Source organism: Sphingosinicella sp. CPCC 101087 (assembly GCF_004151485.1).
GTDB lineage: Bacteria > Pseudomonadota > Alphaproteobacteria > Sphingomonadales > Sphingomonadaceae > Allosphingosinicella.
On the sequence record NZ_SBFF01000007.1, the window covers coordinates 66,342 to 91,195 of the forward strand.

At 68.0% G+C, this 24,854-nt stretch carries 22 protein-coding genes; 14 read left to right on the forward strand and 8 right to left on the reverse strand.

The window, feature by feature from the left end; genetic code table 11:
• Nucleotide 1 precedes the first annotated feature (1 nt).
• The 4 genes from EKM57_RS12135 (at nt 2) to EKM57_RS12150 (ending at nt 4,488) form a co-directional block, all read left to right on the forward strand.
• Entirely contained in the window at nt 2–1,537 is a 1,536-nt protein-coding gene (locus EKM57_RS12135) for an NADH-quinone oxidoreductase subunit M (RefSeq protein ID WP_129792767.1), read from the forward strand.
• 37 nt (nt 1,538–1,574) lie between these two features.
• Nucleotides 1,575–3,011 (forward strand): NADH-quinone oxidoreductase subunit NuoN, encoded by a 1,437-nt coding sequence (nuoN, locus tag EKM57_RS12140; protein ID WP_129792768.1) that lies wholly within the window; start codon nt 1,575–1,577, stop codon nt 3,009–3,011.
• On the forward strand, nt 3,008–3,691 hold the full coding sequence (locus tag EKM57_RS12145) for a biotin--[acetyl-CoA-carboxylase] ligase (protein WP_129792769.1): 684 nt from the start codon (nt 3,008–3,010) through the stop codon (nt 3,689–3,691). The genes nuoN and EKM57_RS12145 overlap by 4 nt, the downstream gene beginning before the upstream one ends.
• A 77-nt stretch (nt 3,692–3,768) precedes the next feature.
• The gene (locus EKM57_RS12150; RefSeq protein WP_129792770.1) at nt 3,769–4,488 is read left to right on the forward strand and encodes a hypothetical protein; all 720 of its coding nucleotides are present in this window, start codon (nt 3,769–3,771) and stop codon (nt 4,486–4,488) included.
• Nucleotides 4,489–4,638: 150 nt separating this feature from the next.
• On the opposite strand, the gene EKM57_RS12155 is transcribed toward EKM57_RS12150, so the two are convergent.
• Nucleotides 4,639–6,924, reverse strand: coding sequence for a hypothetical protein (locus EKM57_RS12155; RefSeq protein WP_129792771.1), 2,286 nt, complete (start codon nt 6,922–6,924; stop codon nt 4,639–4,641).
• Between the two features lie 69 nt (nt 6,925–6,993).
• Between EKM57_RS12155 and EKM57_RS12160 the strand changes: the two genes are divergently transcribed.
• From EKM57_RS12160 to EKM57_RS12190, 7 genes are all read left to right on the forward strand, one after another.
• Nucleotides 6,994–7,296, forward strand: a complete 303-nt coding sequence (locus EKM57_RS12160) for an Hpt domain-containing protein (protein ID WP_129792772.1) — start codon at nt 6,994–6,996, stop codon at nt 7,294–7,296.
• Nucleotides 7,297–7,389: 93 nt separating this feature from the next.
• On the forward strand, nt 7,390–8,574 hold the full coding sequence (locus tag EKM57_RS12165) for a hypothetical protein (protein WP_129792773.1): 1,185 nt from the start codon (nt 7,390–7,392) through the stop codon (nt 8,572–8,574).
• Between the two features lie 48 nt (nt 8,575–8,622).
• Nucleotides 8,623–9,720: a DUF2336 domain-containing protein gene (locus EKM57_RS12170; RefSeq protein WP_129792774.1), complete on the forward strand. Its 1,098-nt coding sequence runs from the start codon at nt 8,623–8,625 to the stop codon at nt 9,718–9,720.
• Nucleotides 9,717–11,099, forward strand: coding sequence for a sensor histidine kinase KdpD (locus tag EKM57_RS12175; RefSeq protein ID WP_129792775.1), 1,383 nt, complete (start codon nt 9,717–9,719; stop codon nt 11,097–11,099). Before EKM57_RS12170 ends, EKM57_RS12175 begins: the two co-directional genes overlap by 4 nt.
• Nucleotides 11,100–11,187: 88 nt before the next feature.
• A complete protein-coding gene (locus EKM57_RS12180; RefSeq protein ID WP_129792776.1) occupies nt 11,188–12,090 on the forward strand; it encodes a DUF3137 domain-containing protein in 903 nt (300 codons plus the stop codon).
• A 6-nt stretch (nt 12,091–12,096) separates the two neighbouring features.
• Complete coding sequence (locus EKM57_RS12185) at nt 12,097–13,038, forward strand: ROK family protein (RefSeq protein WP_129792777.1); 942 nt, start codon at nt 12,097–12,099, stop codon at nt 13,036–13,038.
• Nucleotides 13,019–13,864: a class I mannose-6-phosphate isomerase gene (locus EKM57_RS12190; RefSeq protein WP_129792778.1), complete on the forward strand. Its 846-nt coding sequence runs from the start codon at nt 13,019–13,021 to the stop codon at nt 13,862–13,864. Before EKM57_RS12185 ends, EKM57_RS12190 begins: the two co-directional genes overlap by 20 nt.
• A 19-nt stretch (nt 13,865–13,883) precedes the next feature.
• On the opposite strand, the gene EKM57_RS12195 is transcribed toward EKM57_RS12190, so the two are convergent.
• Together EKM57_RS12195 and gltX are read right to left on the reverse strand one after the other, a co-directional pair.
• Nucleotides 13,884–15,167: a citrate synthase gene (locus EKM57_RS12195; RefSeq protein WP_129792779.1), complete on the reverse strand. Its 1,284-nt coding sequence runs from the start codon at nt 15,165–15,167 to the stop codon at nt 13,884–13,886.
• A complete protein-coding gene (gltX, locus tag EKM57_RS12200; protein ID WP_243451014.1) occupies nt 15,168–16,586 on the reverse strand; it encodes a glutamate--tRNA ligase in 1,419 nt (472 codons plus the stop codon). It abuts the gene before it with no gap.
• A gap of 128 nt (nt 16,587–16,714) precedes the next feature.
• Between gltX and EKM57_RS12205 the strand changes: the two genes are divergently transcribed.
• Nucleotides 16,715–18,880, forward strand: a complete 2,166-nt coding sequence (locus EKM57_RS12205) for a ComEC/Rec2 family competence protein (protein WP_129792781.1) — start codon at nt 16,715–16,717, stop codon at nt 18,878–18,880.
• 155 nt (nt 18,881–19,035) lie between these two features.
• Here EKM57_RS12205 and EKM57_RS12210 read toward each other — a convergent pair whose 3' ends face one another.
• The 5 genes from EKM57_RS12210 to EKM57_RS12230 all read right to left on the reverse strand — a co-directional run bounded on the left by EKM57_RS12210 (nt 19,036) and on the right by EKM57_RS12230 (nt 23,235).
• Nucleotides 19,036–19,329: a zf-TFIIB domain-containing protein gene (locus tag EKM57_RS12210; RefSeq protein WP_129792782.1), complete on the reverse strand. Its 294-nt coding sequence runs from the start codon at nt 19,327–19,329 to the stop codon at nt 19,036–19,038.
• Nucleotides 19,330–19,504: 175 nt separating this feature from the next.
• On the reverse strand, nt 19,505–19,846 hold the full coding sequence (locus tag EKM57_RS12215) for a VOC family protein (protein ID WP_129792783.1): 342 nt from the start codon (nt 19,844–19,846) through the stop codon (nt 19,505–19,507).
• Nucleotides 19,847–19,910: 64 nt separating this feature from the next.
• Complete coding sequence (gene lexA / locus EKM57_RS12220) at nt 19,911–20,570, reverse strand: transcriptional repressor LexA (RefSeq protein WP_129792784.1); 660 nt, start codon at nt 20,568–20,570, stop codon at nt 19,911–19,913.
• Nucleotides 20,571–20,625: 55 nt separating this feature from the next.
• Nucleotides 20,626–21,219, reverse strand: a complete 594-nt coding sequence (locus tag EKM57_RS12225) for an aminodeoxychorismate/anthranilate synthase component II (RefSeq protein ID WP_129792785.1) — start codon at nt 21,217–21,219, stop codon at nt 20,626–20,628.
• Nucleotides 21,220–21,285: 66 nt separating this feature from the next.
• A complete protein-coding gene (locus EKM57_RS12230; protein WP_129792786.1) occupies nt 21,286–23,235 on the reverse strand; it encodes a peptidyl-prolyl cis-trans isomerase in 1,950 nt (649 codons plus the stop codon).
• A gap of 172 nt (nt 23,236–23,407) precedes the next feature.
• On the opposite strand from EKM57_RS12230, the gene tpiA reads away from it, so the two are divergent.
• Both tpiA and secG read left to right on the forward strand, forming a co-directional pair.
• The gene (tpiA, locus tag EKM57_RS12235) at nt 23,408–24,157 is read left to right on the forward strand and encodes a triose-phosphate isomerase (protein ID WP_129792787.1); all 750 of its coding nucleotides are present in this window, start codon (nt 23,408–23,410) and stop codon (nt 24,155–24,157) included.
• Nucleotides 24,158–24,292: 135 nt separating this feature from the next.
• Nucleotides 24,293–24,700 carry a preprotein translocase subunit SecG gene (secG, locus tag EKM57_RS12240; RefSeq protein ID WP_129792788.1) on the forward strand — a complete coding sequence of 136 codons (408 nt, stop codon included), beginning with the start codon at nt 24,293–24,295 and terminating at the stop codon, nt 24,698–24,700.
• Nucleotides 24,701–24,854: the final 154 nt, after the last annotated feature.

Below are 24,854 nucleotides of genomic sequence, written 5' to 3' on the forward strand. Positions count from 1 at the left end.
GATGGCCGACTTCCCGATCCTCTCGGCAATTCTCGCTCTGCCTTTGCTTGGTGCCGTGGCCTGCCTCGTCGCCGGCGCGGGCACGGCGCGCTGGATCGCGCTTGCCACCACGCTCGCTACGTTCGCGCTCAGCATCGGCCTGTGGGCGACCTTCGAAATTGGCGGAGCCCAGTGGCAGTTCGCGGAGAACGCCAATTTGTTCGGCGACTTCTCCTGGGCGCTCGGTATCGACGGCATCGCCCTGATGCTGATCGTGCTGACGGCCTTCCTCATGCCGATCTGCATCGGCGCTTCCTGGACCGCGATCACCGAGCGCGTTCAGGAATATATGGCCGCCTTCCTGTTCATGGAGACGCTGATGCTCGGCGTCTTCATGGCGCAGGACATCTTCCTCTTCTACATCTTCTTCGAGGCTGGCCTGATCCCGATGTATCTCATCATCGGCATCTGGGGCGGCAAGGACCGCATCTACGCCGCCTACAAGTTCTTCCTGTACACCTTGCTCGGCTCGGTGCTGATGCTGATCGCCATGCTCTGGATGGTGAACCATGCCGGCACGACCTTCATTCCCGAGCTTCTGGTCACCGATTTCCCGCCGGAGGCCCAGACGTGGCTCTGGCTTGCCTTCTTCGCCAGCTTCGCGGTCAAGATGCCGATGTGGCCGGTTCACACCTGGTTGCCCGACGCGCACGTCCAGGCGCCGACCGCGGGCTCCGTCATCCTCGCCGGCGTCCTGCTGAAGATGGGCGGCTACGGCTTCGTCCGCTTCTCGCTGCCGATGTTCCCCGAAGCCTCGGCCCAGCTCATCTGGGTCATCTTCGGCCTGTCCATGGTCGCCGTGGTCTACACATCGCTGGTCGCTTTGGTGCAGCAGGACATGAAGAAGCTGATCGCTTATTCGTCCGTCGCTCACATGGCCTTCGTCACCATCGGCCTGTTCGCCTTCAACCGGCAGGGCATCGAAGGCGGGCTGATCGTGATGCTGTCGCACGGCCTGGTCTCCGGCGCGCTCTTCCTGTGCGTCGGCGTGGTCTACGATCGGCTGCACACCCGCGACATCGATCGCTACGGCGGCCTGTCCAACAACATGCCGGCTTACTCCCTGCTGTTCCTGGTATTCACCATGGCGGCGGTCGGCCTTCCTGGCACCAGCGGCTTCGTCGGCGAGTTCCTGAGCCTCGTCGGCGCCTACGAGATCAACAGCTGGGTCGGCGCCGTGGCTACCACCGGCATCATCCTCGGCGCGGCCTACATGCTCTGGCTCTACTGGCGCATATCGTTCGGCACCGCGCGGACGGCAGAGGCCGCAGCGCTTCCGGACCTGTCGAAGCGCGAGCTGGCCCTGCTTGCCCCTATCGCCGCGGCGGTCTTCTGGATGGGCATCTATCCGGAGAGCTTCATGGCGCCGATGCGCCAGGACGTGTCGGTCCTGCTCGCCCGGATCGAGCGCGCCGCGCCCGAGAGCGATGCGCGGGTCACCAGGGGCGAGCCGACCCAGGCGGCCGAGCCGCATGCAGCGGCGGGGGAGGGGCACTGATGCACCCGATTCCCGAGCGTCCCGAGGGTAGGCACTGATGGCGAACGATTTCCTTCTCATCCTCCCCGAGGAGATCATCTGCGTCGCCGCCCTGGCGCTGATGCTTGCCGCCGCCTGGGCGGGCGATCGCGCCGCGCCGGTACTGACCTGGCTCGCCGTGGTCGCGCTCGCCGTGGCGGCTTTCTTCCTGCCGGGAATCCAGGGTACGGGCGGCGAAGCCTTCGGCGGCCTGTTCGTCGCGGATGGCTTTGCCGCTTTCGCGAAGGTGGTCATGTTTGCGGGGGCCGCAGTCTCCCTGCTGATGGCGATGAGCTGGTTCGGCCGCGACCGTGACTATCGCGCCGAATATCCGGTCCTGATCCTCTTTTCGGTGCTCGGCATGTCGATCATGGTCTCGGCCACCGACCTGCTCACGCTCTATGTCGGCCTCGAGCTGCAGAGCCTCGCCGCCTACGTGCTCGCTTCATTCCAGCGGACCGACACCCGTTCCGCCGAAGCGGGCCTCAAATATTTCGTCTTGGGCTCTTTGGCCTCGGGCATCCTGCTGTACGGCATTTCCCTGCTCTACGGCTTCACCGGTACCACGATGTTCGACGGGGTGGCGGCTGCGCTGGGTACGGACGGGGTATCGCAGGGCGAACTTTTCGGGCTGGTCTTCGTCTTCGCCGGGTTGGCGTTCAAGATTTCGGCGGTCCCGTTCCATATGTGGACGCCGGACGTCTACGAAGGCGCGCCGACCCCGGTCACGGCCTTCTTCGCCTCGGCGCCGAAAGTGGCCGCGGTGGCCCTGCTCGTGCGGGTCGCGGTCGAAGCGATGGGGCCGGCAACCGACAGCTGGCGGCAGATCATCATCTTCATGGCGCTCGCTTCGACGGTGCTCGGCGGCGTCGCTGCGATCGGGCAGCGCAACATCAAGCGGCTGCTCGCCTACAGCTCGATCAACAATGTCGGCTTTGCCCTGGTCGGCCTCGCCGCCGGTACGGCGGAAGGCGTCGCAGCGGTCCTGTTCTACATGACGGTCTATGTCGCGATGACGCTCGGCGCCTTCCTTGTCGTCCAGCGGATGCGCGGTGCCGATGATCAGCCGGTCGAGCTGATCGCCTCGCTCGGCGGACTGTCGCGGACGCGGCCGATGCTGGCGCTGGCGATGGCCATCTTCATGTTCAGCCTCGCCGGGATCCCCCCTCTGTTCGGCTTCTGGCCGAAATTCGTCGTGTTCAATGCGGCGGTCGCGGCGGACCTCACCTGGCTGGCGGCGGTGGCGATCGCCACGTCGGTGATCAGCGCCTTCTACTACATCATGATCGTCAAGCTGATCTATTTCGACGAGCCCGCGCCCGCGTTCGCGGCGACGCGCGAGCCAGTCGGAGCCGGCCTTATCCTCGCTTCGGCGCTCTTCGTGTCGCCGATCGGCTATCTCTTCATTCCCGCGCTCGATCGGGCGACGCTGCTGGCGGCGTCGACGCTCTTCTGATCCGCACGGTTGCCGAGACCGGCTCGACCAACGACGACCTCGCCGCCCTGGCGCGCGAAGGCGTGGCGGAAGGGACCTGGCTCCGGGCGGATCGGCAAACCGGGGGCAAGGGCCGGCAGGGCAGGGCCTGGATGTCCCCGCCCGGCAACCTCTACGCCAGCACGCTTGTGCGGCTACAGCCCGGGGACCCACCGGCCGCGACGCTTGCCTTGGCCGCCGCGATCGCGCTGCACGAAGTCGCGTCCTTCCATGCCGGCGGGCTGAGCCTCAAGTGGCCGAACGATCTGCTTGCGAGCGGCGCGAAGGTGGCCGGCATCCTGCTCGAGCGGGAAGGCGAGGCAGTGGTCATCGGGTTCGGCGTGAACCTCGCCGCCCATCCCGATCTTCCCGACCGCCCGTCCACCAGCCTCGCGGCGCTTGCCGGCACGGTACCCGATCCGGCCGGCTTCCTGGAAATGCTGGCTGAGTCCTTCGCCCGCTGGCTGATGCGGTGGCGGCAGGACGGTGTGGCGGCGATCCGCCGGCGCTGGCTCGAAGCGGCGCATCCGATCGGAACCGCGCTCGCCACGTCCGAAGGGGCCGGCTTGTTCGAAGGCCTTGACGAAGCGGGCGCCCTCAGGCTGCGTCTCGCCGACGGGAGCATCCGCACCATCCACGCGGGCGACGTCTTCCTGATCTGAGCCTTCGCCTTGTCCGCCCGGGGGGTGCAATCGGCAGGTTCGCTTGATAACCAGCAATGTTTGAAGGGAGAGCGAGGATGCGCCTGCCGATGGTGGCTGTCTTGGCCTCCGGCCTTCTGGCCGGATGCGCCGGCAACCTGGCCGACTATGTCGGGCCGCGCACCGACATCGTCTCGCCGCAGCTTGCGCGCTACGGTTTCGCTCCCGAGGAGATGCAGTGCGTCTCGCAACGCCTCGCGGCCGGGCTGACGCCGCTTCAGCTGCGCCAGCTCGTCCGCTTTGCCGGTGCCGTCAACCAGGGCTATTACGACCCGGCGCGGCTCACGCCTCGCGATCTCGCTCATGTCGCCTCCACGATGGAGGATCCTCAGATACGCCTCGAACTCGACCGGGCCACCCAGAGCTGCGGGGCCGGCATCGTGACCGTCGAGGCCCCGCCGCCGACCTCGGCGCCTGCCGGGCCGAGCGCAGCGCCCCGGCCGCCCACCTGGCTCAATCTCGGCGCCGCGCCGACCGGCCAGTCGATCGCCGTCGACGCCGCCACCCTGGTTCAGGAGGGGAATGTGCGCCGTGCCTGGGTGCGGCTCACCAATCCCGACGAGACCGCGCCGACCGATGTGTCCTACCTCCTGGTGATGGACTGTGCCGGCCGCACGTTGGAGGCGCTGGCTCACCGCCGTCAGGACGCCGCCGGTGCCGTCACCGAATATCACGAATATGCGCGCGACGCCGAAGGACCGGTCCCGATCGAAGGCGGAACGGTGATGGAGATCGCCTATCTGGCGTTATGCACCTGATCCGAGCGAAGGCTGGAGCCCAAGCCGACTCGTCGCCTGCCGAGACCGAACCGATGCGCCAAGCCTGATCTACGCACCTCACGAAATGCCGCCACGTCCGCTTGGATGCCGGCCTTCGTCGGCATGACGAAGATTGGAAGGCGGCGGGGCCTAGCGCCGCAGCCGATCGATCGCCTGGGCAAGGGCAACGTAGAGCTTGCCCATGTCGGAGGAGAGGAGCGTGACACCGAGCGTCGCGCCGTCGCGTTCGGCGAGGACGCGCCGAAGCATCGCCTCGAAATCGTGGACGTAGCGATTCACCTGCTCGCGGAAGTCCGTCTCTTCCTCGTAGTGGCGCTGGATCTCACGCGCTTCGCCCGAATCGAGCAGGCGAACCGCGCGACGGGTGAAGACGCCGCGATCACCCTTCAGGTAAGCGGCCCAGGCGCTGTCCGCGACTTCGTTGGAGAGGATCTTGCTGACGTCGATCGCGGTCGAGTTGAGCGCCTCGATCAGCAGCGAAACGCGGCGCGTCAGATTCTCGGCGGCATTCTCCTCACGCAACGCCTGGTCCTCGGCAATTCGATCCTCGATCGCGACGGCGGTCTCGCTCATCACCAATAGCTGCCGGGTCAGCCGCTCGCTCGCCTGCCGGGCGACGGCCATCGCTCGCTGCGACGCAGCCGCGAGCTCGGCGAGCTGATCCTCGACCGGCTCGGTCACGGCGCCGACGACGGCCTTGCGACTCGCCTCGGCGAGCTTCGCGGCGCTTTCGGGAATGGCCGCGGCAATGGCCTCGCGAGCGTGGACGGCGGCCTGCTGCGCCGCCTCGCGCACGCGCACCAGCGACTCGATGAGCTGCGGTCCGGTCTCCTGGGCGAGCCGCGCCGCGGATCCATCCGTCGCCTCGACGGTTGCGCCGAGCGCCCGCAGCCGATCTTCCGCCTGTGCCGTGCCTTCACGTACCTGCTCGAGCAGCGCATCCAGCGACGCTCGCTGGCGGACCACGCTCTTCTCGCTTTCCGACAGCGACTCGGCCGCCATGGCCGCCGCCGCCTGTATGGCTTCGACCGATGGGACCGCCGCGAGGGCCGCGGCACCAGTCTGTCCCGCCCGAGCCTCGACATCGGCCAGCGCGCTCGGCAGCTGTTCGCGCAGCTGCGCGGTGATCTCGGTCAGGGTCGCCGCCATCTGATGGGCGCGATCGATCAGATCGCCCGAAGCGGATTCGCCTTTGGCGACCTCGGCGTGGAGCGCCTGGGCCACCCCTTTCAGCGCCTCCATCGACTGCGACAGGCGGGCATTGTGCGTGTCGCCATGCTCGCCCAGCATCGCAATCTGTCCGTCGATCTCGGCCAGGCGCGACGAAAGGCCGGTGACGAGAGCCTGTGTGGCCGCTTCCTGGGCGGCGAGCTGGCCGGCCAACGTCTCCAGATGGGCGCCGACCTGTTCGAGTCGCTCGGACAGGCGGCGAGTCGCCTCGGCGCCGGCATGCTCGAAGGCCGCGCGGCTCTGTTCGACCATGGCCAGCATCGTTCGGCCCTGTTCCTCGATACCGGCCCGGGCATGATCGACCGAATCGGAAGCGCGGGTCATCGCGCCGTCCACCGCGGCGTTCATCTGTACCGCGGCCTGATCGATCCGCTCGGCGGCGGCGCCGGTGCTGCTTTCGATCCTGGCGATCTGCGCGCCGAGGCGCTGCGCGGCGCCCCCGAGCGTCTCGTCGGCGTCGCGACCGCGCGCCGAAAGCGCCGCCAGATGGGCCTCCAGGGCAGCGGCCTGCTCGTGCGCGCTGAGGCCGGCCGTCCGCAGCGCGTCGGCGGCGGCGCGGGCCTGGGCCTCGGCCTGCGGCAAGTCGCTCATCAGCGCGCCGATATCGACGCGCGCCGTGGCCGCGGCATTGTCCAACGCCTGCGCCTTGCGATCGAGTTCGGCCGTCTCTCGCGCCAGGTAATGGGTCACTCGGCCGAGCCGGTCTGACGCTTCGTCGCCGAGCGACATCAGGCGCGCCGCTTCCTCGCTCAAGGCGGCGCGATTCTCCTGAAGCCGGCCCGCGACGATGCCGAGGACGCTCTCCAGCGCCTGGCTCTCGCGCCGCATCTCCTGCACGGCAAGGGTGAAGCGCTCCGTCTCTCGGCGGGAGCTGCGACCGAAGAGGAGCCAGGCCGAAGCGAGCAGGATCAGCGGGACGCTGATCGTCGTTACCCACCCGGTCCAGGCGGCGAGGCTCGGCACCGGCCAGCTCTGGCCGACGGCGAGGCCGGCGACGACGAGCCAGCCGATCGCGAGCAAGGCCAGGGATACGGCAAGGGCGCGCCGCCCCCCAGGGACCGACTCGTCCCTCTCGGAAGGTTCGACAACCGGCGACTCGGCTTCAGGAAGGGCGAACGCCTGCTCGCCTTCATATTCGGTGTCGCCCTGCGGCAGCGCTTCGGCCCGCTCGGCCCCCATGCTCATGACCGGACTCTATCACTTTGGGCCGGGGATGAAACGGTCCCTTAACACGGTTCGCCGTAGTTAAATGTCATGGCATATGATCCGGGAGCTTTGAACGCGTCGCTTGCCGCCGCCGTCGGCAGCGACAGCGACCTCGTGGCCGAGCTTCGCACCGCCTTCATCGAAAGCGCCGGCCGCCAGCTCGACCTGATGGGCCGGGCCCGTTGCGACGCGAACTGGGTGATCGCCGCCTCCCGCCTCAAGAGCCTCGCCGCCAGCTTTGGCGCGGCCGGTCTCGGCAGCCTGTCCGACGAAGCGCTCGAAGGGGCGCCGGGCGATCCGGTCGTGCTGCGCAAGATCGCTGCCGCCATCGACGATTTCGCCAAGGCGTAGGCGCCGCTCGAAACTTAGTCCCGGCTGCACGTCCACGCTGTCTTTGCATCCGCCCCAGGTCCGCTTAGTCTCCCGCGCCTGCGGAGGGATGATTTGGCACTGACGGCCCTGATTGCCGCCTATCACGATTCGGCCGAGCCGGGTGCTTTGCGCTCGACCTTGCCGCTGGCGGGCCGAACCGCGCTCGAGCGCCAGGTGCGGCTTGCCCTCGGCGCGGGCGCGGCAAGCATAGTCGTTCTGGTCGAGCGGATGCCGCCGGCGCTGACCGCCGCGATCGATCGGCTTCGGCGTGAGCGCGTGTCTGTGCATGTCGCCCGCAGCGCCGAGGAAGCTGCCGAGGCCGTTCCTCCGGATGATCGTTTGCTGTTGATCGCCGACGGCGCGATCGTCGAGCCTTCGCAACTCGAGCGTCTTGCCCGAGCCGACGGGCCGCTGGTTCTCACCGTTCCCGACGCTCCGTTCGGCGAGCTTTACGAGCGAATCGACGCGGCCTCCCGCTGGGCCGGGGTCGCAGCCGTCGACGGGGCGGTACTGCGTGAAACCGCGGCGATGCTTCAGGACTGGGACCTGCAATCCACCTTGCTCAGGCGGACTTTGCAAGCCGGTGCTCGCGCTCTGCCGGCAGAGGGAGCGGTGGCAATCCTCGACAGCGCGGTGGACCTCGCCTCCCTCGAGCGGCAGATATTGACCAGCGCGGCCGAAACCCGCGGCGGTTGGGCTGCGCGCTTGTTGTCGCCGCTGGAGCGCGCAGCCACCCACGCCCTGATGACCAGCGCGATCGGTCCGCGCGCGGCGGGCACGGCGGCGGTCGTGCTCACGGCGCTCGCAGCTGCCGCCTTCTTCTACGGCTGGCTGTGGGCCGGCCTGATCGCTCTGCTGCTTGCGACGCCGCTCGACGGAATCGCGGCGCGGCTGGCACGGCTCAGGATGCAGGACGATATCGGCCGAAGCTGGTGGTGCTACCTTCTCCCGGCCATGGCCGGAACGGCGCTCGTGGCGCTCGCTTATGCGCTCATGCCGGCGCACGGCTGGGGCATGCTGCTCCTCGCGCTGACGACTATCGCCTTCCTTTTCGCTTTCGGCGTCGAGGCGGAGGGGCGGACGATCAGGGGAGCCCTGTTCCTCGCGGAACGCAAGGGCATGGCTTGGCTGATGCTGCCCTTCGCCTTGTTCGATGCCTGGTCTGCGGGCCTAGGGCTCTTGTTCACCTATGCCGCCGGCTCGTTCTTCTGGGCGCAGCACCAGGCGCATGCCGAAATGCCGGCGGCGCAGGATTAAAGCCGGCTTAACCCTGCATCGAATAGGGCTCGCCGCTAGAGGGATTTGATGGCCGAAGCGGAATCCAGCCGGCGGAACGGGAAAAGCGACGCTGCGCGGCTGCTGCTGGCAGCGGCGCGAGAGCGATTCGCCGTGGCTGCGACAGACCTTCTGCTGCCCGATCAGGCGCGGCTGACGGAATGGCAGCGAGTCACGGCGGGCGCCTTGCTCTCCCGCCTGGTTCATTCGATCGAAGACGACCTGCGTGCCCGCCTGGCAACGCGTTTCGAAGCCCATGAAGCTGTTCACGCCGCTTTATCGTCGGCGCGGGTGCCGATCGCCGTGCCGATTCTCGAGCGCGCTCAGGCGCTGCGCGATCCCGAGCTGACGACGATGCTGGTCAGACGCGCCGAGGAGCATCGCTTCTGGAAGGCGCGGCCGCCGGAACAGGCCGAGGAGCTTCTCTTCCAGCTGGTTCGCGACGGCGACGAGGCGGTCGCCGCCGATGCCATGGAGCTGGTGATCGCCCGCAGCCGTCGTTTCGACCGGTTCCAGGAGCCGACCATGGCGCGCGTCGAGCTGCCGGCCGAGTTGCAGCACCGCCTCGTCTGGATGGTGGCCGCCGCCCTTCGCCAATATATCGTCCAGCAGCATGGGATCGGTGCCGTCGACGGCCCGATAGAGGAGGCTGCGGGACCGATCATCGCTTCCTACGACGAAAGCGAGACTCTGGAATCCCTCGCCATGCGCCTCGCGCGACGTCTGCACCGCACTGGCCGCCTTGACGGCCCCATGCTGGCGCGGACCATGGAAGAGGGCATGCTCCCCTTGTTCATCGCCGGCGTGGCGGTGCTGTGCGCCCTCGACCAGGCGGCCGCGTGGGAAGTTCTTTCCGATCCGGGCGGACGCGGCCCCGCCATGCTGCTCCGGGCCGCCGGCGTCGATCGCGACGAAGCCGCCGCCATATTGCTCGCGTTGAACATGCGCGGCCCGCTCCTCTCCGGTATTGAGGGCGACGCTGCCGCCGCCCAGCTCGAATTGTTCGACACCGTCGATCAGGCGTCGGCACGGGAGGTCCTTCGGTTGTGGCAGGCACACCCTGCCTATCGCGCCAGCGTCGCCCGCCTTTCGACTCGCGCCCGCTCCGCCGCGGCGGAGGCGGCATGAGCGCGTTGGCCGAACGCGAGCGGCCGGTCACCGGGCGCGTCGATGCCGCCGGTCGCCTGGTCGAGGCCGATCCGCCGCTCGCCGAGCTGAACGCCCGCGCCGGCGGAGGGGAGGGGGGGATGCTCTCGGTGCCCCAGATCGCCGCGCTTGCCCGACTAGCGCGTCGTCTCGGAATCACCATCTCCCGCGCCGCCATCGCCGCCGACGGCGACCGCGACATCGACTTGTGGGTCCGCGCCGATCCGGCCGGCGAGGAAGTGGCGCTTTCCATCACCGGCTGGGCGGAGCGGCCGACCCGGAGCGTCGCGCCTTCGGCCCCTGCCGAGCGCGAATCCGATTTCCTGCGCGCTTCGGCCGACTGGACCTGGGAGTGCGACGATGCGCTTCGTCTCACCGCCCTTTCCGCTGCTGCCGCCGCCAGCCTGGGCCGCTCCCCATCAGAGCTGATAGGAAAGCCGCTCACCGGCTTTTTTCGCTTCCGGGAAGGGGAGAATGGTGCGCTTCCCATCCTTGCCGCCCTCGCCGAGCATCGCCGGTTCGGAGACCAGCTCGCGGAGCTGCGGGCGGGGCGCAAGGGCCGCTACATCCTCTCGGGCGTGCCGCTGATCGACGGCATGGGCCGCTTCGCCGGCTTTCGCGGCGCCGCGGTCAGCGCGCGGACCGGCGAAGCCGCGCCACCGGGTGCCGGCCCACCCGAGGGCCGCTCCGCATTCGGCGAGCGGCTCGATCAGGCATTGCGCGCGCCGCTTGCTTACATCGTCGACCATGCCGAGCGACTGCGCATGCAAGGTGAGGGGCCGCTGCGCCGGGACTATACGGGCTATGCCGGCGACATCGCCGCGGCCGGACGGCATCTGCTCTCGCTCGTCGACGATTTGGTGGACCTTCAGGCGATCGAGCGTCCGGATTTCGCGCCCGAGGCGGAAGCGGTCGATCTTGCCGATCTCGCGCGAAGGGCCGCCGGGCTGCTCGCCGTCCGGGCGTCGGATCGGGGTGTTCGGATCGACGGGCCGACCGACGAGGAATCGCTGCCCGCGACCGGTGATTTCACCCGCGCCCTCCAGGTGCTCATGAACCTCATCACCAACGCCATCCGCTACTCGCCACCCGGCGGGCAGGTCTGGATACGGCTAGACCGCGAAGGCGATCTCGCCGCGGTGATCGTCGCCGACCAGGGCAAGGGCATCGCAGCCGAGGATCAGGGTCGCATCTTCGGCAAGTTCGAGCGGGTCGATCCGAGCGAACCTGGCGGAAGCGGCCTCGGCCTCTATATTGCGCGGCGCCTGGCCCGTGCGATGGGGGGTGACGTCTCGGTCGACAGCGCACCGGGCCGCGGCGCCCGCTTCACCTTCACCTTGCCTCTGAGGGAAACACCCTAAGCCGTTGTCGATACGGCCGCGCGGCTGCCTCGCTGGACAAGGCAAAGCGCCCGGTCCACTGTTCCGTCGTGGGAAGGAGCGCTCCGGATTGATCGAGCTCGATGCGCGCGCTTTCGAGCATCTTTGCCGTACCGGTGTGGTGCGGACCCAGCTCGACACGCTCGATGAGCGGCGCCGGCGAAGCATCCGGCATTTCTGGTTTCATCTCGTCGGCAGCCTGGTTCTCGCCGCCGTCGTTCTGATCTCGCTCGCCGGCTATGGCTGGCTGATCTCCGGAATCATCCTCGCCGGTCTCGTCGTCATCGTCGGCCTCTTTTTCGCTTTTCGACCGCTCGGCGCGGTCAAGGCCGAGCTCAAGCATCCGGTCCTCGAGACGCTCGCCGGCCAGAACGGAATGGAATATCTGCCCGACGGCTTCGATCCGCCGGTCTTTCCGGAGGCAAGCCAATCCCTGTTCGGCGGCATCACGAGCTACGGCTTCACCGACCTGTTCCACGGTACCGACAAGGACCGGAAGCGCTTCGCTTTTTATGAAGGGAAGCTGGTTCGCGGCTCGGGCAAGAATGCGAAGACCTTGTTCTCCGGCCAGTTCTACGCCTTCCAGCGCCGGTCGCCCGGAAATGGTGAGACCGCGATCGTTCCCGACAAAGGCCTCTTCAACTTCAGCAAGCCGAGCGGCTTCCAGCGGATCGGATTCGACGGCGATCCTGCTTTCGAGAGCTGCTTCGAAGTCTACACGAACGAGCCCGCGGCGAGCCTGGTTCTGCTGGAGGCCGACGCCCGGCGCACGCTGCTCGACCTGCGCGCGGGAGGCAAGACATTCGTTTATGTCGGCCCGGAAGATGTCCTGGTCGGCATCTGGGGCAAGAACCGGTTCGAGCCTGGCAGCATGTTCAGTGCGCGTCCGGGCGAGCAGCGGGTCAAAGAGATGTTCGAGGAGGTTCGCGCGGCGCTGTCGGTGATTCGAACCCTCAAGGCGGCGCTGGACTGAGCCAACATGGAGCCCTCCCATCCGATTGTCGCTTCGGTCGAGCTCGGCGGCACCAAGTGCGTCTGCCTGCTTGGACACAGCCCCGGTTCAATCCTCGACCGCCGCCGGATTCCGACAGATGCCCCCGACGAGACGCTGGCGGCGATCGAGGCGGTCCTCGACGAATGGCGCGGCGGGCCACGGCCGTTCACTGCCCTTGGGATCGCCGCCTTCGGGCCGCTCGATCTCGATCCTGCCTCCCCCAGCTGGGGCCATGTCGCGGCAACGCCCAAGCCGGGATGGCGCGGCATCGACATCGCCGGGCGCCTCCAACGGCGCTTCGGCGTCCCGATCGGGTTCGATACGGACGTCGACGGAGCCGCGCTGGCCGAAGGCCGCTGGGGCGCCGCACGGGGCCTGACCGATTATGCTTATGTCACCGTCGGCACCGGGATCGGTGTCGGGCTCGTCGCGCGCAACCGGCCGGTCGGCGGCTTTTCCCACGCCGAGGCTGGTCATATCCGCATCGCTCGCGCGCCGGGAGACGACTGGCCGGGAATTTGCCCGTTCCACGGTGATTGCGTCGAAGGACTCGCTTCCGGCCCGGCAATCGCCTCGCGCCTCGGCCGCCCGGCCGCCGAGGCGCAACCGGACGATCCGGTCTGGCCGCTCGTCGCTCATGCGCTGGCGCAATTGTTTCACGGTCTGGTCCTGGTCGCTGCGCCTAGGCTCATCCTCGCCGGCGGGGGCGTCATGGAGGCGCAGCCCCAGCTTTTCCCGATGGTGCGCGCCGCCTTGCGCGCCAGCCTCGCCGGCTATGTCCGGTTGCCGGAGGGGGGCTATGTCGTTGCCCCCGGCCTCGGCTCGCTGGCCGGGCCGTGCGGCGGGCTCGCCCTTGCCCTCGATGCGCTCGACGCGCTCGAGGGGGAACCAAATGAAGGAGCAGGCCGTGCCCGCATTTCGGCTTGAGCGCAGATCGGTCCAGAAGCCCTGGGGCCGCCGCGACGTGCCGGCGTTCTTTGGTCCCGTGCCCGCCGAGGGCGATCCACTTGGCGAAGTCTGGTTCCCCGACCCGCGGGGCGACGACGCGGACTTGCTCGTCAAATATCTTTTCACGTCGCAGAAGCTCTCGGTCCAGGTTCACCCCGGCGACGTCGCGGCGCGCGCGGCAGGCTACAAGCGCGGCAAGGACGAGGCCTGGATCGTGCTCGCCGCCGATCCCGGCGCCACGATCGGACTCGGCCTCACGCGCGAGGTTTCCCGCGAAGCGCTGTGTGCGGCAGCGCTGGACGGCAGCATCGAGGACCTGCTCGACTGGCGTCCGGTCAAGCCGGGCGATGTCCTATACTCCGCGGCCGGAACCGTTCATGCGCTCGGTGCCGGCCTCGTCGTCGTGGAGATCCAGCAAAATCTCGACCTTACCTATCGCCTCTACGACTACGGACGCCCGCGCGAGCTGCACCTCGACGAAGGGATAGCCGTTGCCGAACCGGGCCCCTGGCGTGGCGTCTCGGCGACCGTCCCGAACGTGCGGGGGCGTTCGCGGCTGACGGCCGGGCCCGCTTTCGTGGTCGAGAGGTGGCAAGGCGCCACGGCGGAAATCGGCACCGACGGTGAAGCGCCGATCTGGCTCGTGCCGTTGGTCGGAGCCTCCCGGGCCGACGGCACGGCCATGGAGCCGGGTTCCGTGTGGGTCGCGCGCGGTCCCACGCACCTGGAGGTGCCCGGGGACACCACTCTCCTGTCAGCTTATGCCGGGAGCGCGATCAGGGCCGTTGTGACCGCGGCGGCGTAGCTGCGGATCCCGTTCCTGATCAGCGCTGGTCCACCGGCACGTAGTCGCGCTGCGTCGGGCCGGTATAGAGCTGGCGAGGGCGTCCGATCTTCTGGTCGGGGTCGGAGATCATTTCGTTCCACTGCGCCACCCAGCCGACGGTGCGGGCAAGGGCGAACAAGGCGGTGAACATGTCGGTCGGGAAGCCGATCGCCGACAGGATCACGCCTGAATAGAAATCCACGTTCGGATAGAGCTTCTTCTCGATGAAATAGTCGTCCTTCAGGGCGATCTGCTCGAGCTCCCGGGCAGTGTCGAGCACCGGATCGGAGATTCCGAGACGGTCGAGCACCTCCTCCGCGGTCTTCTGCATCACCTTCGCGCGCGGGTCGTAATTCTTGTAGACGCGGTGGCCGAAGCCCATCAGACGGAACGGATCCTCCTTGTCCTTCGCACGTGCGATATATTCGGGAATCCGCTCCGGGCGGCCGATCTCGCGAAGCATGTTCAACGCCGCCTCGTTGGCGCCGCCATGGGCGGGTCCCCACAGGCAGGCTATGCCGGCGGCGATGCAGGCGAACGGGTTCGCGCCCGACGAGCTGGCCAGCCGAACCGTCGAGGTCGAGGCATTCTGCTCATGATCGGCGTGGAGGATGAAGATGCGCCGCATTGCATTCTCGATGACCGGGTCGACCTCATAAGGCTCGGCGGGAACGCCGAAGGTCATGCGAAGGAAGTTGCCGGTGTAGGACAAGTCGTTCTGCGGATAGACGAAAGGCTGGCCGATCGAATATTTATACGCCATCGCGGCAATGGTCGGCATCTTGGCAATCAGCCGGTGTGAAGCGATCATCCTCTGCTTCGGATCGGTGATGTCGGTGCTGTCGTGATAGAAAGCGGAGAGCGCGCCGACGACGCCGCACATGATCGCCATCGGGTGGGCGTCGCGCCGGAACCCGCGATAGAAGGTCGAAAGCTGCTCGTGCAGCATCGTGTGTCGGGTGATCGTGTAGGTGAACTTCTCCAGCTCGTCCTGCTTCGGCAGGTCGCCGTTGAGCAGGAGGTAGGCGACCTCCATGAAGGTCGATTGTTCCGCGAGCTGGTCGATCGGGTAACCGCGATGGAGCAGCACGCCCTCGTCGCCGTCGATATAGGTGATCGCCGACTGGCAGGCGGCGGTGGAGGTGAAGCCCGGGTCGTAGGTGAAGACGCCCGCTTGTCCATAAAGTTTGCGGATGTCGATGACGTCGGGCCCGGCCGAGCCCGACAGAATGTCGCATTCGAAATTCCTGTCCCCGATCGTCAGGCTGGCTTTGTCCGCCATCTATCTGTCCTTCCCGTTCATCTGGTCCGCTATCCGGGCGAGGCTCTCGTCCCGACCAAGCAAGATAAGCACATCGAAAATTCCGGGCGACGTTGCCCGGCCGGTGAGCGCCGCACGAAGCGGCTGCGCCACCTGGCCGAGTTTCGCGCCTTCGGCCTCAGCCACCTCTCGCACCGCCTGCTCCGTCGCCTCGACGCTCCACCGGTCGAGCCCCGAAAGGGCGCGGTGAACGAGGGCGAGCAGGTCCCGCGCTTCGTCCCCTAGCAAAGCCTTGGCCTTTTCGTCCATGTCCAGCGGCCGCGCCTTGAACAGGAACAGGGCGCCTTCCGCCAACTCGTTGAGATCCTTCGCCCGCGGCTTCAGGTGCGGCATCGCTGCGGCAAGCCGGTCGATATCCTCGGCGTCCAGGCCGCGTTCTAGCGCACCTTCGATCCGATGATCGATCAGGCTTGCGAGGCGGCGGTCGTCGGCCTCGCGCAGATAATGGCCGTTGAGATTCTCGAGCTTCTTCATGTCGAAGCGCGAAGGCGAGCGGCCGACATGATCTAGGTCGAACCAGCGAACCGCATCGTCGCGCTCGATGATCTCCGCGTCGCCATGGCCCCAGCCGAGCCTGAGCAGGTAGTTGAACAAGGCTTCAGGGAGGATCCCGAGATCGTCGCGATAGGTTTCGACGCCGAGTGCGCCGTGCCGCTTGGAGAGCTTGGCGCCATCCTGGCCGTGGATCAGCGGAACATGGCCGTAGACGGGCTCCGGCCAGCCCATCGCCCGGATGATGGCCAGCTGGCGGAAGGCGTTGTTGAGATGGTCGTCGCCGCGGATGACATGGGTGACGCCCATGTCGTGATCGTCGACGACCACCGCGAGCATATAGGTCGGGGTGCCGTCCGAGCGCAGAAGGACGAAGTCGTCCAGCTCCTCATGCTGCACGGTGACCGCGCCCTGCACCTTGTCCTCGATCCGGGATTCGCCCTCGCGCGGGGCTTTCAACCGAATCACGAACGGCTGGTCGGCCGGACCGTCGTCGCGCTCGCGCCAGGGGCTGCGCACCAGGAACCGGCTTCGATTGCGCTGCGCTTCCTCGCGCGCCGCAGTCAGCTCATCGGCGGTCATCCAGCATCGATAGGCGTGGCCACGTTCCATAAGCTGCCGGGCCACTTCGGCGTGCCGGTCGGCGAGCTTCGACTGAAACCAGGTCTCGCCGTCCCAGTCGAGCCCGAGCCAGCGCAATCCGTCGAGGATCGCGTCGATCGCCGCCTGCGTGGAGCGCGCCTTGTCGGTATCCTCGATCCTCAGCAGGAAGCGGCCTGCGTGGTGGCGAGCGAACAGCCAGTTGAACAAAGCGGTCCGCGCGCCGCCGATATGAAGGAAACCGGTCGGCGACGGCGCGAAGCGGGTGACGACGGGGCTTGCGCTCAAGAGGGCTTTCTCCAAGGATGCGGGGTCATGGGGACCGGGGACGCGAGGGGCCCTAGCATAGGGGATCGGCCCCGCGAAAGCGGGCAGCCTTCGACCCTCCATCGTCGGCCGGGCGAAAGCGACGACCCATGAGCATCGACGCCGGCGGCCTTGCCGAAGAAGCCGGCCGTCTCGAAGGCCGCGGGCCCGGATTGGGCGCCGCCGCATACCGGCATCTCGCGGGGCTCGAACGCCGATTCGAGGCTGAACGCGACCAGCTTCCGCTTTGGCTCCCGGTCGGGCTCATCCTCGGGATCGCTCTGTGGTTCTGGCTTCCCGATCGCTGGGCCTGGATCGCTTTCCTCGCATTCTCGCTGGCGACGGCCCTCGCGCTTGCCGCCTTCGCCGGGGCAACGCGCGTGGGCCGGGCGCTGGCGATCTTCGCCTTCGCCGCGGCTTCCGGGTGCGGCTTGATCTGGTGGAAGGCGGAGCAATCCGCTGCACCCCGGCTCGAACGGCCAAGGATGCTCGAGTTCGAGGGGAAGGTCGAGACGGTCCAGGCGCTCGCCGCCGAACGAACGCTCCGGCTGGTGGTCGCGCCGCAGGGAGAATGGGAAGGGGAGGGCAGGCCGGCGCGATTGCGGATCAATGTGAGCGAGGAGAACGAGACCGCCGCCTCGGGCAGGCTGGAGCCGGGTGCCGTCGTTCGGGTCCGTGCCTGGATGATGCCGCCGCCGCCAATGGCTGCGCCGGGCGGGTACGATTTCGCGCGGACCGCCTGGTTTCAACGCATCGGCGGCACGGGTCGGGCGAACTCGATCGTCGTCGTCACGCCCGCCGCGGAGCAGGGCTGGCAGGCGCGCATCGCCGACTGGCGAAGGCGCCTTGCCGCTCATATCCGGGAAAGACTTGGCGGCGGCCCAGAGGGCGGCATTGCTGCGGCCCTGGCGACCGGCGACCAGCACGGAATCCCCGAGGCGGATGCCGAGGCAATGCGGCGATCAGGCCTCGCGCATCTGCTGTCGGTGAGCGGTCTCCACCTTACGGCCGTGGTCGGTGCGGTGATGCTTATGACCCTGAAGCTGCTGGCGCTGAGCCCGGCTCTAGCGTTGCGCTGCCGGCTGGTCCTGGTCGCCGCGGCCGCCGGTGCCCTCGCCGGGATCGGCTATACGCTGCTCACCGGCGCGGAAGTGCCGACGATGCGCGCCTGCATCGCCGCCCTGCTCGTTCTCGCCGGCATAGCGCTGGGCCGGGACGCGCTCACCTTGCGCCTCCTCGCGGTCGGCGCCCTGTTCGTGCTTCTGCTCTGGCCCGAATCGCTGGTGGGGCCGAGCTTCCAGCTGAGCTTTGCCGCGATCGCCGCGATCGTGGCCTTGCACGAGCATCCCCGCATCCAGGCACTGCTGTCCCGCCGCGACGAAGGGTCGCTTGCCGCAATGGGGCGTTTCCTGCTCGCGCTGGCCCTGACCGGCCTCGCCGTGGAGCTGGCACTGACGCCCATCGCCTTGTTCCATTTCCACCGCTCCGGCCTGTACGGCGCAGCCGCCAACATTGTCGCCATTCCGCTCACGACCTTCGTCATCATGCCGCTCGAGGCGCTCGCCTTGCTCCTTGACCCGATTGGCCTGAGCGCGCCTTTCTGGTGGCTCGCCGGCCGGACCCTGTCCTTTCTGGTCTGGCTGGCCCATGCTGCTGCCGGGGCGCCAGGTGCGGTCGCCCTGCTGCCCGCAATGCCGCGCGGCGCCTTCGCGCTGCTCGTCGCCGGCGGGCTCTGGATCTGCCTGTGGCGAACACGGTGGCGGCGGCTCGGTCTCGTGCCGGTGGGTGTCGGCGCCGCATGGGCGCTGGCGACGCCTGCGCCCGACCTGATCGTCACCGGCGACGGCCGGCATCTCGTGCTCCGCACCGATGGCGGTGGGCTGGCCCTCCTGCGGCCGCGGGCGGGCGATTATGTCCGGGACACGCTCGCCGAGCTGGCCGGCGCCGAGCCCGATTATCTCGATCTCGAAAGCCTGCCGACCGCCGCCTGCAGCCGGGATCTGTGTGTCGCGGACCTCGACCGCGGTGGACGGCGCTGGCGAATCCTCGCGACCCGCTCGGCCCATTTCGTGCGCTGGGATCAGATGGTCCGCGCCTGCGCCGAGGCCGACATCGTCGTGGCCGACCGGATGCTCCCGCGCGGTTGCGTCCCACGCTGGCTGAAGGCCGACCGGATGCTGCTGCGGCGGACCGGCGGAATCGCCGTGAAACTGGACAGCGGCCCCGGCATCGACACCGTCGCCGGACAGGTCGGTCGCCATCCCTGGGCACCGTGACGCTCGGCGGCGTTTCCGCCATCAGCGCCAGGGATCAATCCGCCAGGCCGCATCCCGCTCAACGAGGCATTGGAGCACCGTGCATGGCCCGGCTGGGAACCGGTTCCGATCCAGGCAGGACAAGCGGGTCGGTTCCACTCCGGTGGCAGGATGCCCTAGTCGAACAATTCCTCGAGGAACGACTTGCGCCGCTTGGGATGGCCGTGGCGATAGCCGTGGTCGCGCCCATATTCCTGGCGTCCGGACAATGGCTGTTGCACCTGCGCGGGTGACGCTACGGGCGGCGGCGCGAGATCGCGCGCACTGCGCTCGATGATCTTGTCGAGCTCGCCCCGATCCAGCCAGACGCCCCGGCATTTCGGACAATAGTCGATCTCGACCCCCTGGCGCTCGCTCATCGTCAGCGGCACGTGGCAGACGGGGCAGGACATCGCGTTGATATCGGTCATAAGGCCTCCTGGTTCGTGACGTTAACGTCGGCCCAGGGTCGGCCGGCACAATGGAATGACGCCCCGGGGCATGACGCTGCGGTCCGACATCGCAGCGATTGAACGCTGCCAGAGGGGCCCGGTCCGCACCGACTAGCTAGGGAGCGGAAGGCCGCCGTGCAAGCCGGCGCCCGGCTCAATCGTGATCGGATTTCACGCAGGCAATCTCGTTGCCCGCCGGATCGAGGAACTGGAAGCGTCGTCCGCCGGGAAAGCCGAAGATCGGCCGGACGATCTCGGCACCGGCCTTTGTCACCGCTTCGAGCGCGGCCTCGAGATCATCGACCTCGATCACCGGCAGCGGCGCCTTGGTCGCTTCCGAAGCATCTGCCTGAAGCCCGACATCCGTATCCCCCGTGAGGGTGGCGGCGTAGGTGGGCGCGAACTCGGTCAGGGTCCAGCCGAACACATTCTCGTAGAAAAGCTTCGCTGCCCGGATGTCGGAAACCGGCAGCTCCACATAATTGAGACGGGCCATCGACAATCTCCAGCCTGAAGCCTTTCACGCTTAGTGGAGGGGGCCTCTAAAGCCCGGCGTCCCTTCAATAGCGCCGTAGCAGCCCGGCAAGGCGTCCCTGGATCTGGACCTGATCGGGTCGGTAGCGCTGGGGATCGTACTGGCGATTGGCCGGATCGAGCCGCACCATCTGGCCCTCGCGCCGGAAGGTCTTCAGGGTCGCTTCCTCATTATTGACGAGCGCCACGACGATCTCGCCGTCGCGGGCCGTGTCCTGACGGCGGATCAGAGCGAAGTCGCCGTCGAGGATTCCTTCCTCGACCATCGAGTCGCCCGCCACTTCCAGCGCATAATGCTCGCCGGGTCCGAGCAGGGCAGCCGGGACCGGCAAGGTGTCGGTGCCCTGCAGCGCCTCGATCGGCGTGCCGGCCGCGATCCGCCCGTGCAGCGGGATGTCCAGGATGTCGTTGGCGGGGCGCGGCGGGGGCGCCGAGCCGCCCGCTGGGGCAACGGCCGTGGCCAAGCCCCTGGCGTCCGGCATGCGCAGGACCTCGAGCGCGCGGGCCCGGTTCGGCAGGCGGCGGATGAACCCGCGCTCCTCGAGGGCCGAGATCAGGCGGTGCACGCCGCTCTTCGACTTGAGATCCAGGGCGTCCTTCATCTCCTCGAAAGAAGGCGACACCCCGGTGTCTGAAAGATGCTCGTTGATGTAGAGAAGCAATTCATGTTGCTTGCGGGTCAGCATCTCGGGTCCCCCTCTGGAACGTACGCGGAACATGTACGGAACAGGCGGAACGCTGTCAAGCGGCGGCGGCAGAGGGGCCAGAAACCGCCTTGATGAAGTTGGCCAGCAGCGCATGCCCGTGGGTGCTGGCGATACTCTCTGGGTGGAACTGGACCCCGTGCATGGGCAGCTCGCGATGGCGAAGGCCCTGGATCGTCCCGTCCGCCGCGGTGGCATTCACCGCGAGACAGTCGGGAACGCTGTCCGCCGCGACGACGAGCGAATGGTAGCGCGTCGCCGTGAAGGGGGAGGGGAGGCCCGCGAACAGGCCGCTACGGTCGTGGACGATGTCTCCGGTCTTGCCGTGGACCGGCGCCGGGGCCCGAACGACCCGGCCGCCGAAATGCACGCCGATCGCCTGGTGGCCAAGGCATACTCCAAGCAGCGGCCGCCGTTCCGCCGCACAGGCGGCGACCAGCTCGAGCGAGACGCCGGCTTGATCGGGCGTGCCCGGACCGGGCGAGATCAATATAGCCTCGGCCCCACTCGCCAGCGCTTCGCCGCAGGTGATGGCGTCATTGCGCGCCACCCGAACCTCGGCGCCGATTTCCTTCAGATACTGGACGAGGTTCCAGGTGAAGCTGTCATGATTGTCGACGACCAGAATCATCGCGAGTTCCTGCAACGCTTCCGCGCCCGACGGCCAGGTGAACCGCCCCGCCGACAGCGGTAGTCGTTATGGCGCCACGCTTCCGATCAGCCGCTGACGCACCCGCTGGATCGCCTCGGCGTTGCGCTCCACCTCGACCGCCCGCTCCAGGGCGCGGGCGAATTGCTCAGCCACCTCGGCCGCCGACGAGCTGGTGAACTCGGTGCGGGTGGAGGCGATCAATTCGGGCTGCTCGGCGGCATCGCCAGGCGTCCGTTCGGCATGATGGACGACGAACCAACCTTGGCCGTTCGGGGCCGCCATCAAGTGCGCGCGGCCCTGCGGAAGGCTGAACAAGGCGATCAGGGGCGGCGGAGCCTGTTCGCCCCCCTGGCTGATTTCGAGGCGCCGCATGTCGACCGATTGGGGACTCGGCATGCTAGGCTGAGCCTGGGCAAAGGCTTCGGCCGGCGCCATGCCTCCGTTGATCCTCGTGACGATCTGCTGCGCGATCGCTCGCGCCCGCTCGATCGCCCTTTGCTGGATGAGAATAGCGCGAACCTGATCGCGGATCTGGGCCAGCGGCGGCGGCGCGGCGGCGACGACGTTCTCGACGCCGACCAGCGCAAACAGCTGATTGGGCTCGATCTGTTCGATCATCGGTTCCGGATCCTCGGGATCCATCTCGAACGCGCTGCGGAGCACCGGCTGGAAACCGACCGGCGGCTGCCACTGCTGCCCGGGCGCCTGACCTGTCTCGGTCACCGGCGGCGTCGTGACGAGTTGAAGCCGCTCCGCCGCTGCTGCCTGCTCGATACTGGCTCCCTGGGCGAGTTGCTCCTCGACCCGAGCGATCAGGCCGCCAAGCGCGTCGACGAGCTTGCGCTGGCGTACTGCAGCGGCGATCTCGTCGCGTACGGTCTCGATCGGGCGCCCGGCCGTGCGTTCGATTGCTTCTACCTGGACGAGGTGGAACCCCAGCGGGCTGCGTACCGGGCCGACGAGAGCACCCTGCTCCGCGGAGAAGGCGGCCTGCGCGACGGCGGGCGAGGTGACACCCGCGAAGGCGTCGCGGGTCTGATCGGAAAGGGCGACATCGGTTGCGCTGAAGCCGGCCTGGGCAGCCGCTTCGGCGAAGCTGGCGCCGCCGCGCACGCGCTGGGCGAAAGCCTGCGCAGCCGCCTGGTCGGGAAGGACGATGGACTGGAGGTCGCGAGTCTCGCGCGGACCATAAGTGGCGGCATTCTGCCGGTAATGCTCGGCGATTTCCGCGTCAGTCGGCTCGACCGCCTGGGCGACCTGCTCGGGCCCGATCATCGCATAGCGGATCACGCGGCGCTCCGGAATCGTGAAGCGGGCGAGGTTCGACTGGTAGAATGCGGCCACCTCCGCATCGGTCGGCGCTATGCCTTCGCGGAGCAACTCGGCCGGTACCACGCCGATCGAGCCGCGCCGCCGCTCGAGCAGCAAGTTGGCATATTCGCGCGCCACGCTTTCGGGTACGGTCGTGCCGCGCGCAACCGGCCCGAGAAGCTGGCGCTGCATCAGCGAGCGGCGGATATCCTCCCTGATCTGCGCCTCGGTGAGGTTCTGGGCGGAGAGCTGCTGGCGGAAGATGTTCTGATCGAAGCGTCCGGCGGCGTCGCGGAAGGCGGGAATGTTCACGATCTCGCGATCTATCATGGTCTCCGAAACGACCAGCCCCTGATCGACGCCGAACGCCTGCACCGCCAATGCGAGCACGAGCTGGTCGACGATCGGCATGAACGAGGAGGTGACGAACTGCACCATGCCGAGCTCCGGCTGCTCGAGACGGGCGCGGCTAAATTCACGAGTGACAACGTCCGTGACTTCCGTTTCGGTGAGCTCGCGCCCGCCGGCCGTTGCGAGCGTTTCGCCGGAAGCGCCGCCGGCGATTCCGCCCAGGCCGCCGAGACCGCCGGTGCCGAATCCGGTGACGACCAGCGCCAGCAAGGCAATGAAGAGGATGGCGGCCGCGGCCCAGCTACGGACGGAACGGCGAACGGCAGCGAGCATGTCGGAGATCCTGTCGATCGGGTTTCGCGGGTCATAGAAGCGCGCCGACGCCGCGGCAAGGCTGAGTCCAATCCCTCCCGGTACGGCCGAACTTGGGAACGGCCTCTGCAAAACTGGCTCCCCATTCGGCGGAAACCGATCTATGCGCCACGCCTCGACTCATGGAGGAACAATGCACGTCCGCCGCAAGCTCGTCGCCGGCAATTGGAAAATGAACGGGAGCCTTGGCCAGCTCTCGGAGCTGCAGCCGATCGCGGAAGCGGCCAAGGCGGCGGGAGGGGTCGACGTCGCCATCTGCCCGCCTTTCACGCTGATAGCCCCCGCCGTCACCCGGTCCGGCGGACTCATGATCGGCGCCCAGGACTGCCATGCCGAGGAGAGCGGCGCCCATACCGGAGCGACCTCGGCTGCGATGATCAAGGAAGCGGGCGGCCGGATGGCGATCGTCGGCCACAGCGAGCGGCGTGCCGAGCAGCAGGAAAGCGACGCGGCCGTGCGCGCAAAGGCGCAGAGGGCCCTGCGCCATGGCCTGGTCACGATCGTCTGCGTCGGTGAGAGCGCGATCGACCGCGCCGCCGGCGACCATTTGCCCGTCGTCGGTCGCCAGGTCGCCGAATCGCTGCCGGACGGATGGGAAGATGGCGAGCTCGTCATCGCTTACGAGCCGATCTGGGCCATCGGCACCGGCAAGGTCGCCACGGCTGCGGACATTGCGGAGATGCACACCGCCATCCGCGCCGACCTGGTCCGTCGCTACGGCGATACGGGTATGCGCCTGCGCATCCTCTACGGCGGCTCGGTCAAGGCCGACAATGCGGCCGAGATCTTCGCCGTCGCCGACGTGGATGGGGCCCTGGTCGGCGGCGCGAGCCTCACCGCTGCCCAGTTCGTTCCGATCATAGAGGCCGCGTCGAAAAGCTAGGCCAGTGCGCAGCGGCCCGCCGCGTACCGGCGAAGGCCGGGATCCGGCAATTAGAAACCGCTCGGCGGCCGGTGCCCTTGAGAACCGTTTCCCGATCCCCTAAGTCGCCCCCGACCTTTTCCCGAAAGCGCCGTTATGTTCACCTTCATTCTGATCCTCCAGACGCTCGTCGCCATCGTGATGATCACCGTCATCCTGATGCAGCGCTCGGAAGGCGGCGGCTTTGCCGGAGGCGGCAGCCCGTCCGGACTGATGACGGCGCGCGGCGCCTCCGATTTCCTCACCCGGACGACGGCGGTGTCGGCGACCATATTCGTCATCCTCTCCATCGTCCTTGCCGCGCTCGCCGCTAGCCAGGGCGGCCCCCGCGAGATCGACCCGAACCTGGTCAAGCAGACGCCGCCTCCGGCGGGATCGCCGCTGGAGACCCAGACCAGCCCGTTCACGCCGAACCCGCAGCAGGTTCCCGGTGCCGCCCAGCCGCAGGCGCCGGCGCAGCCGGCGCCCGATGGCAACCAGAGCGGCGTTCCGCTCGCGCAATAGGGGTTGCGCCGCTCGTGCGGCAGGCGGATCCGGCGATCGTGGAAGATTTCGCGCTATGCCGACCGTGCCCCAAGGACCGCCGAACGTGCCGGAGACAAAATAAATTCCGATTCGGCGGCTTGCCCGAATCCGCCACCTCCGCTTAAGCCTGTCC

Coding starts and splice junctions, on each gene's coding strand:
- EKM57_RS12135 (WP_129792767.1), top strand. CDS start 2: ATGGCCGACTTCCCGATCCTCTCGGCAATTCTCGCTCTGCCTTTGCTT.
- nuoN (WP_129792768.1), top strand. CDS start 1,575: ATGGCGAACGATTTCCTTCTCATCCTCCCCGAGGAGATCATCTGCGTC.
- EKM57_RS12150 (WP_129792770.1), top strand. CDS start 3,769: ATGCGCCTGCCGATGGTGGCTGTCTTGGCCTCCGGCCTTCTGGCCGGA.
- EKM57_RS12155 (WP_129792771.1), bottom strand. CDS start 6,924: ATGAGCATGGGGGCCGAGCGGGCCGAAGCGCTGCCGCAGGGCGACACC.
- EKM57_RS12160 (WP_129792772.1), top strand. CDS start 6,994: ATGGCATATGATCCGGGAGCTTTGAACGCGTCGCTTGCCGCCGCCGTC.
- EKM57_RS12170 (WP_129792774.1), top strand. CDS start 8,623: ATGGCCGAAGCGGAATCCAGCCGGCGGAACGGGAAAAGCGACGCTGCG.
- EKM57_RS12175 (WP_129792775.1), top strand. CDS start 9,717: ATGAGCGCGTTGGCCGAACGCGAGCGGCCGGTCACCGGGCGCGTCGAT.
- EKM57_RS12185 (WP_129792777.1), top strand. CDS start 12,097: ATGGAGCCCTCCCATCCGATTGTCGCTTCGGTCGAGCTCGGCGGCACC.
- EKM57_RS12195 (WP_129792779.1), bottom strand. CDS start 15,167: ATGGCGGACAAAGCCAGCCTGACGATCGGGGACAGGAATTTCGAATGC.
- EKM57_RS12205 (WP_129792781.1), top strand. CDS start 16,715: ATGAGCATCGACGCCGGCGGCCTTGCCGAAGAAGCCGGCCGTCTCGAA.
- EKM57_RS12210 (WP_129792782.1), bottom strand. CDS start 19,329: ATGACCGATATCAACGCGATGTCCTGCCCCGTCTGCCACGTGCCGCTG.
- EKM57_RS12215 (WP_129792783.1), bottom strand. CDS start 19,846: ATGGCCCGTCTCAATTATGTGGAGCTGCCGGTTTCCGACATCCGGGCA.
- lexA (WP_129792784.1), bottom strand. CDS start 20,570: ATGCTGACCCGCAAGCAACATGAATTGCTTCTCTACATCAACGAGCAT.
- EKM57_RS12225 (WP_129792785.1), bottom strand. CDS start 21,219: ATGATTCTGGTCGTCGACAATCATGACAGCTTCACCTGGAACCTCGTC.
- EKM57_RS12230 (WP_129792786.1), bottom strand. CDS start 23,235: ATGCTCGCTGCCGTTCGCCGTTCCGTCCGTAGCTGGGCCGCGGCCGCC.
- tpiA (WP_129792787.1), top strand. CDS start 23,408: ATGCACGTCCGCCGCAAGCTCGTCGCCGGCAATTGGAAAATGAACGGG.
- secG (WP_129792788.1), top strand. CDS start 24,293: ATGTTCACCTTCATTCTGATCCTCCAGACGCTCGTCGCCATCGTGATG.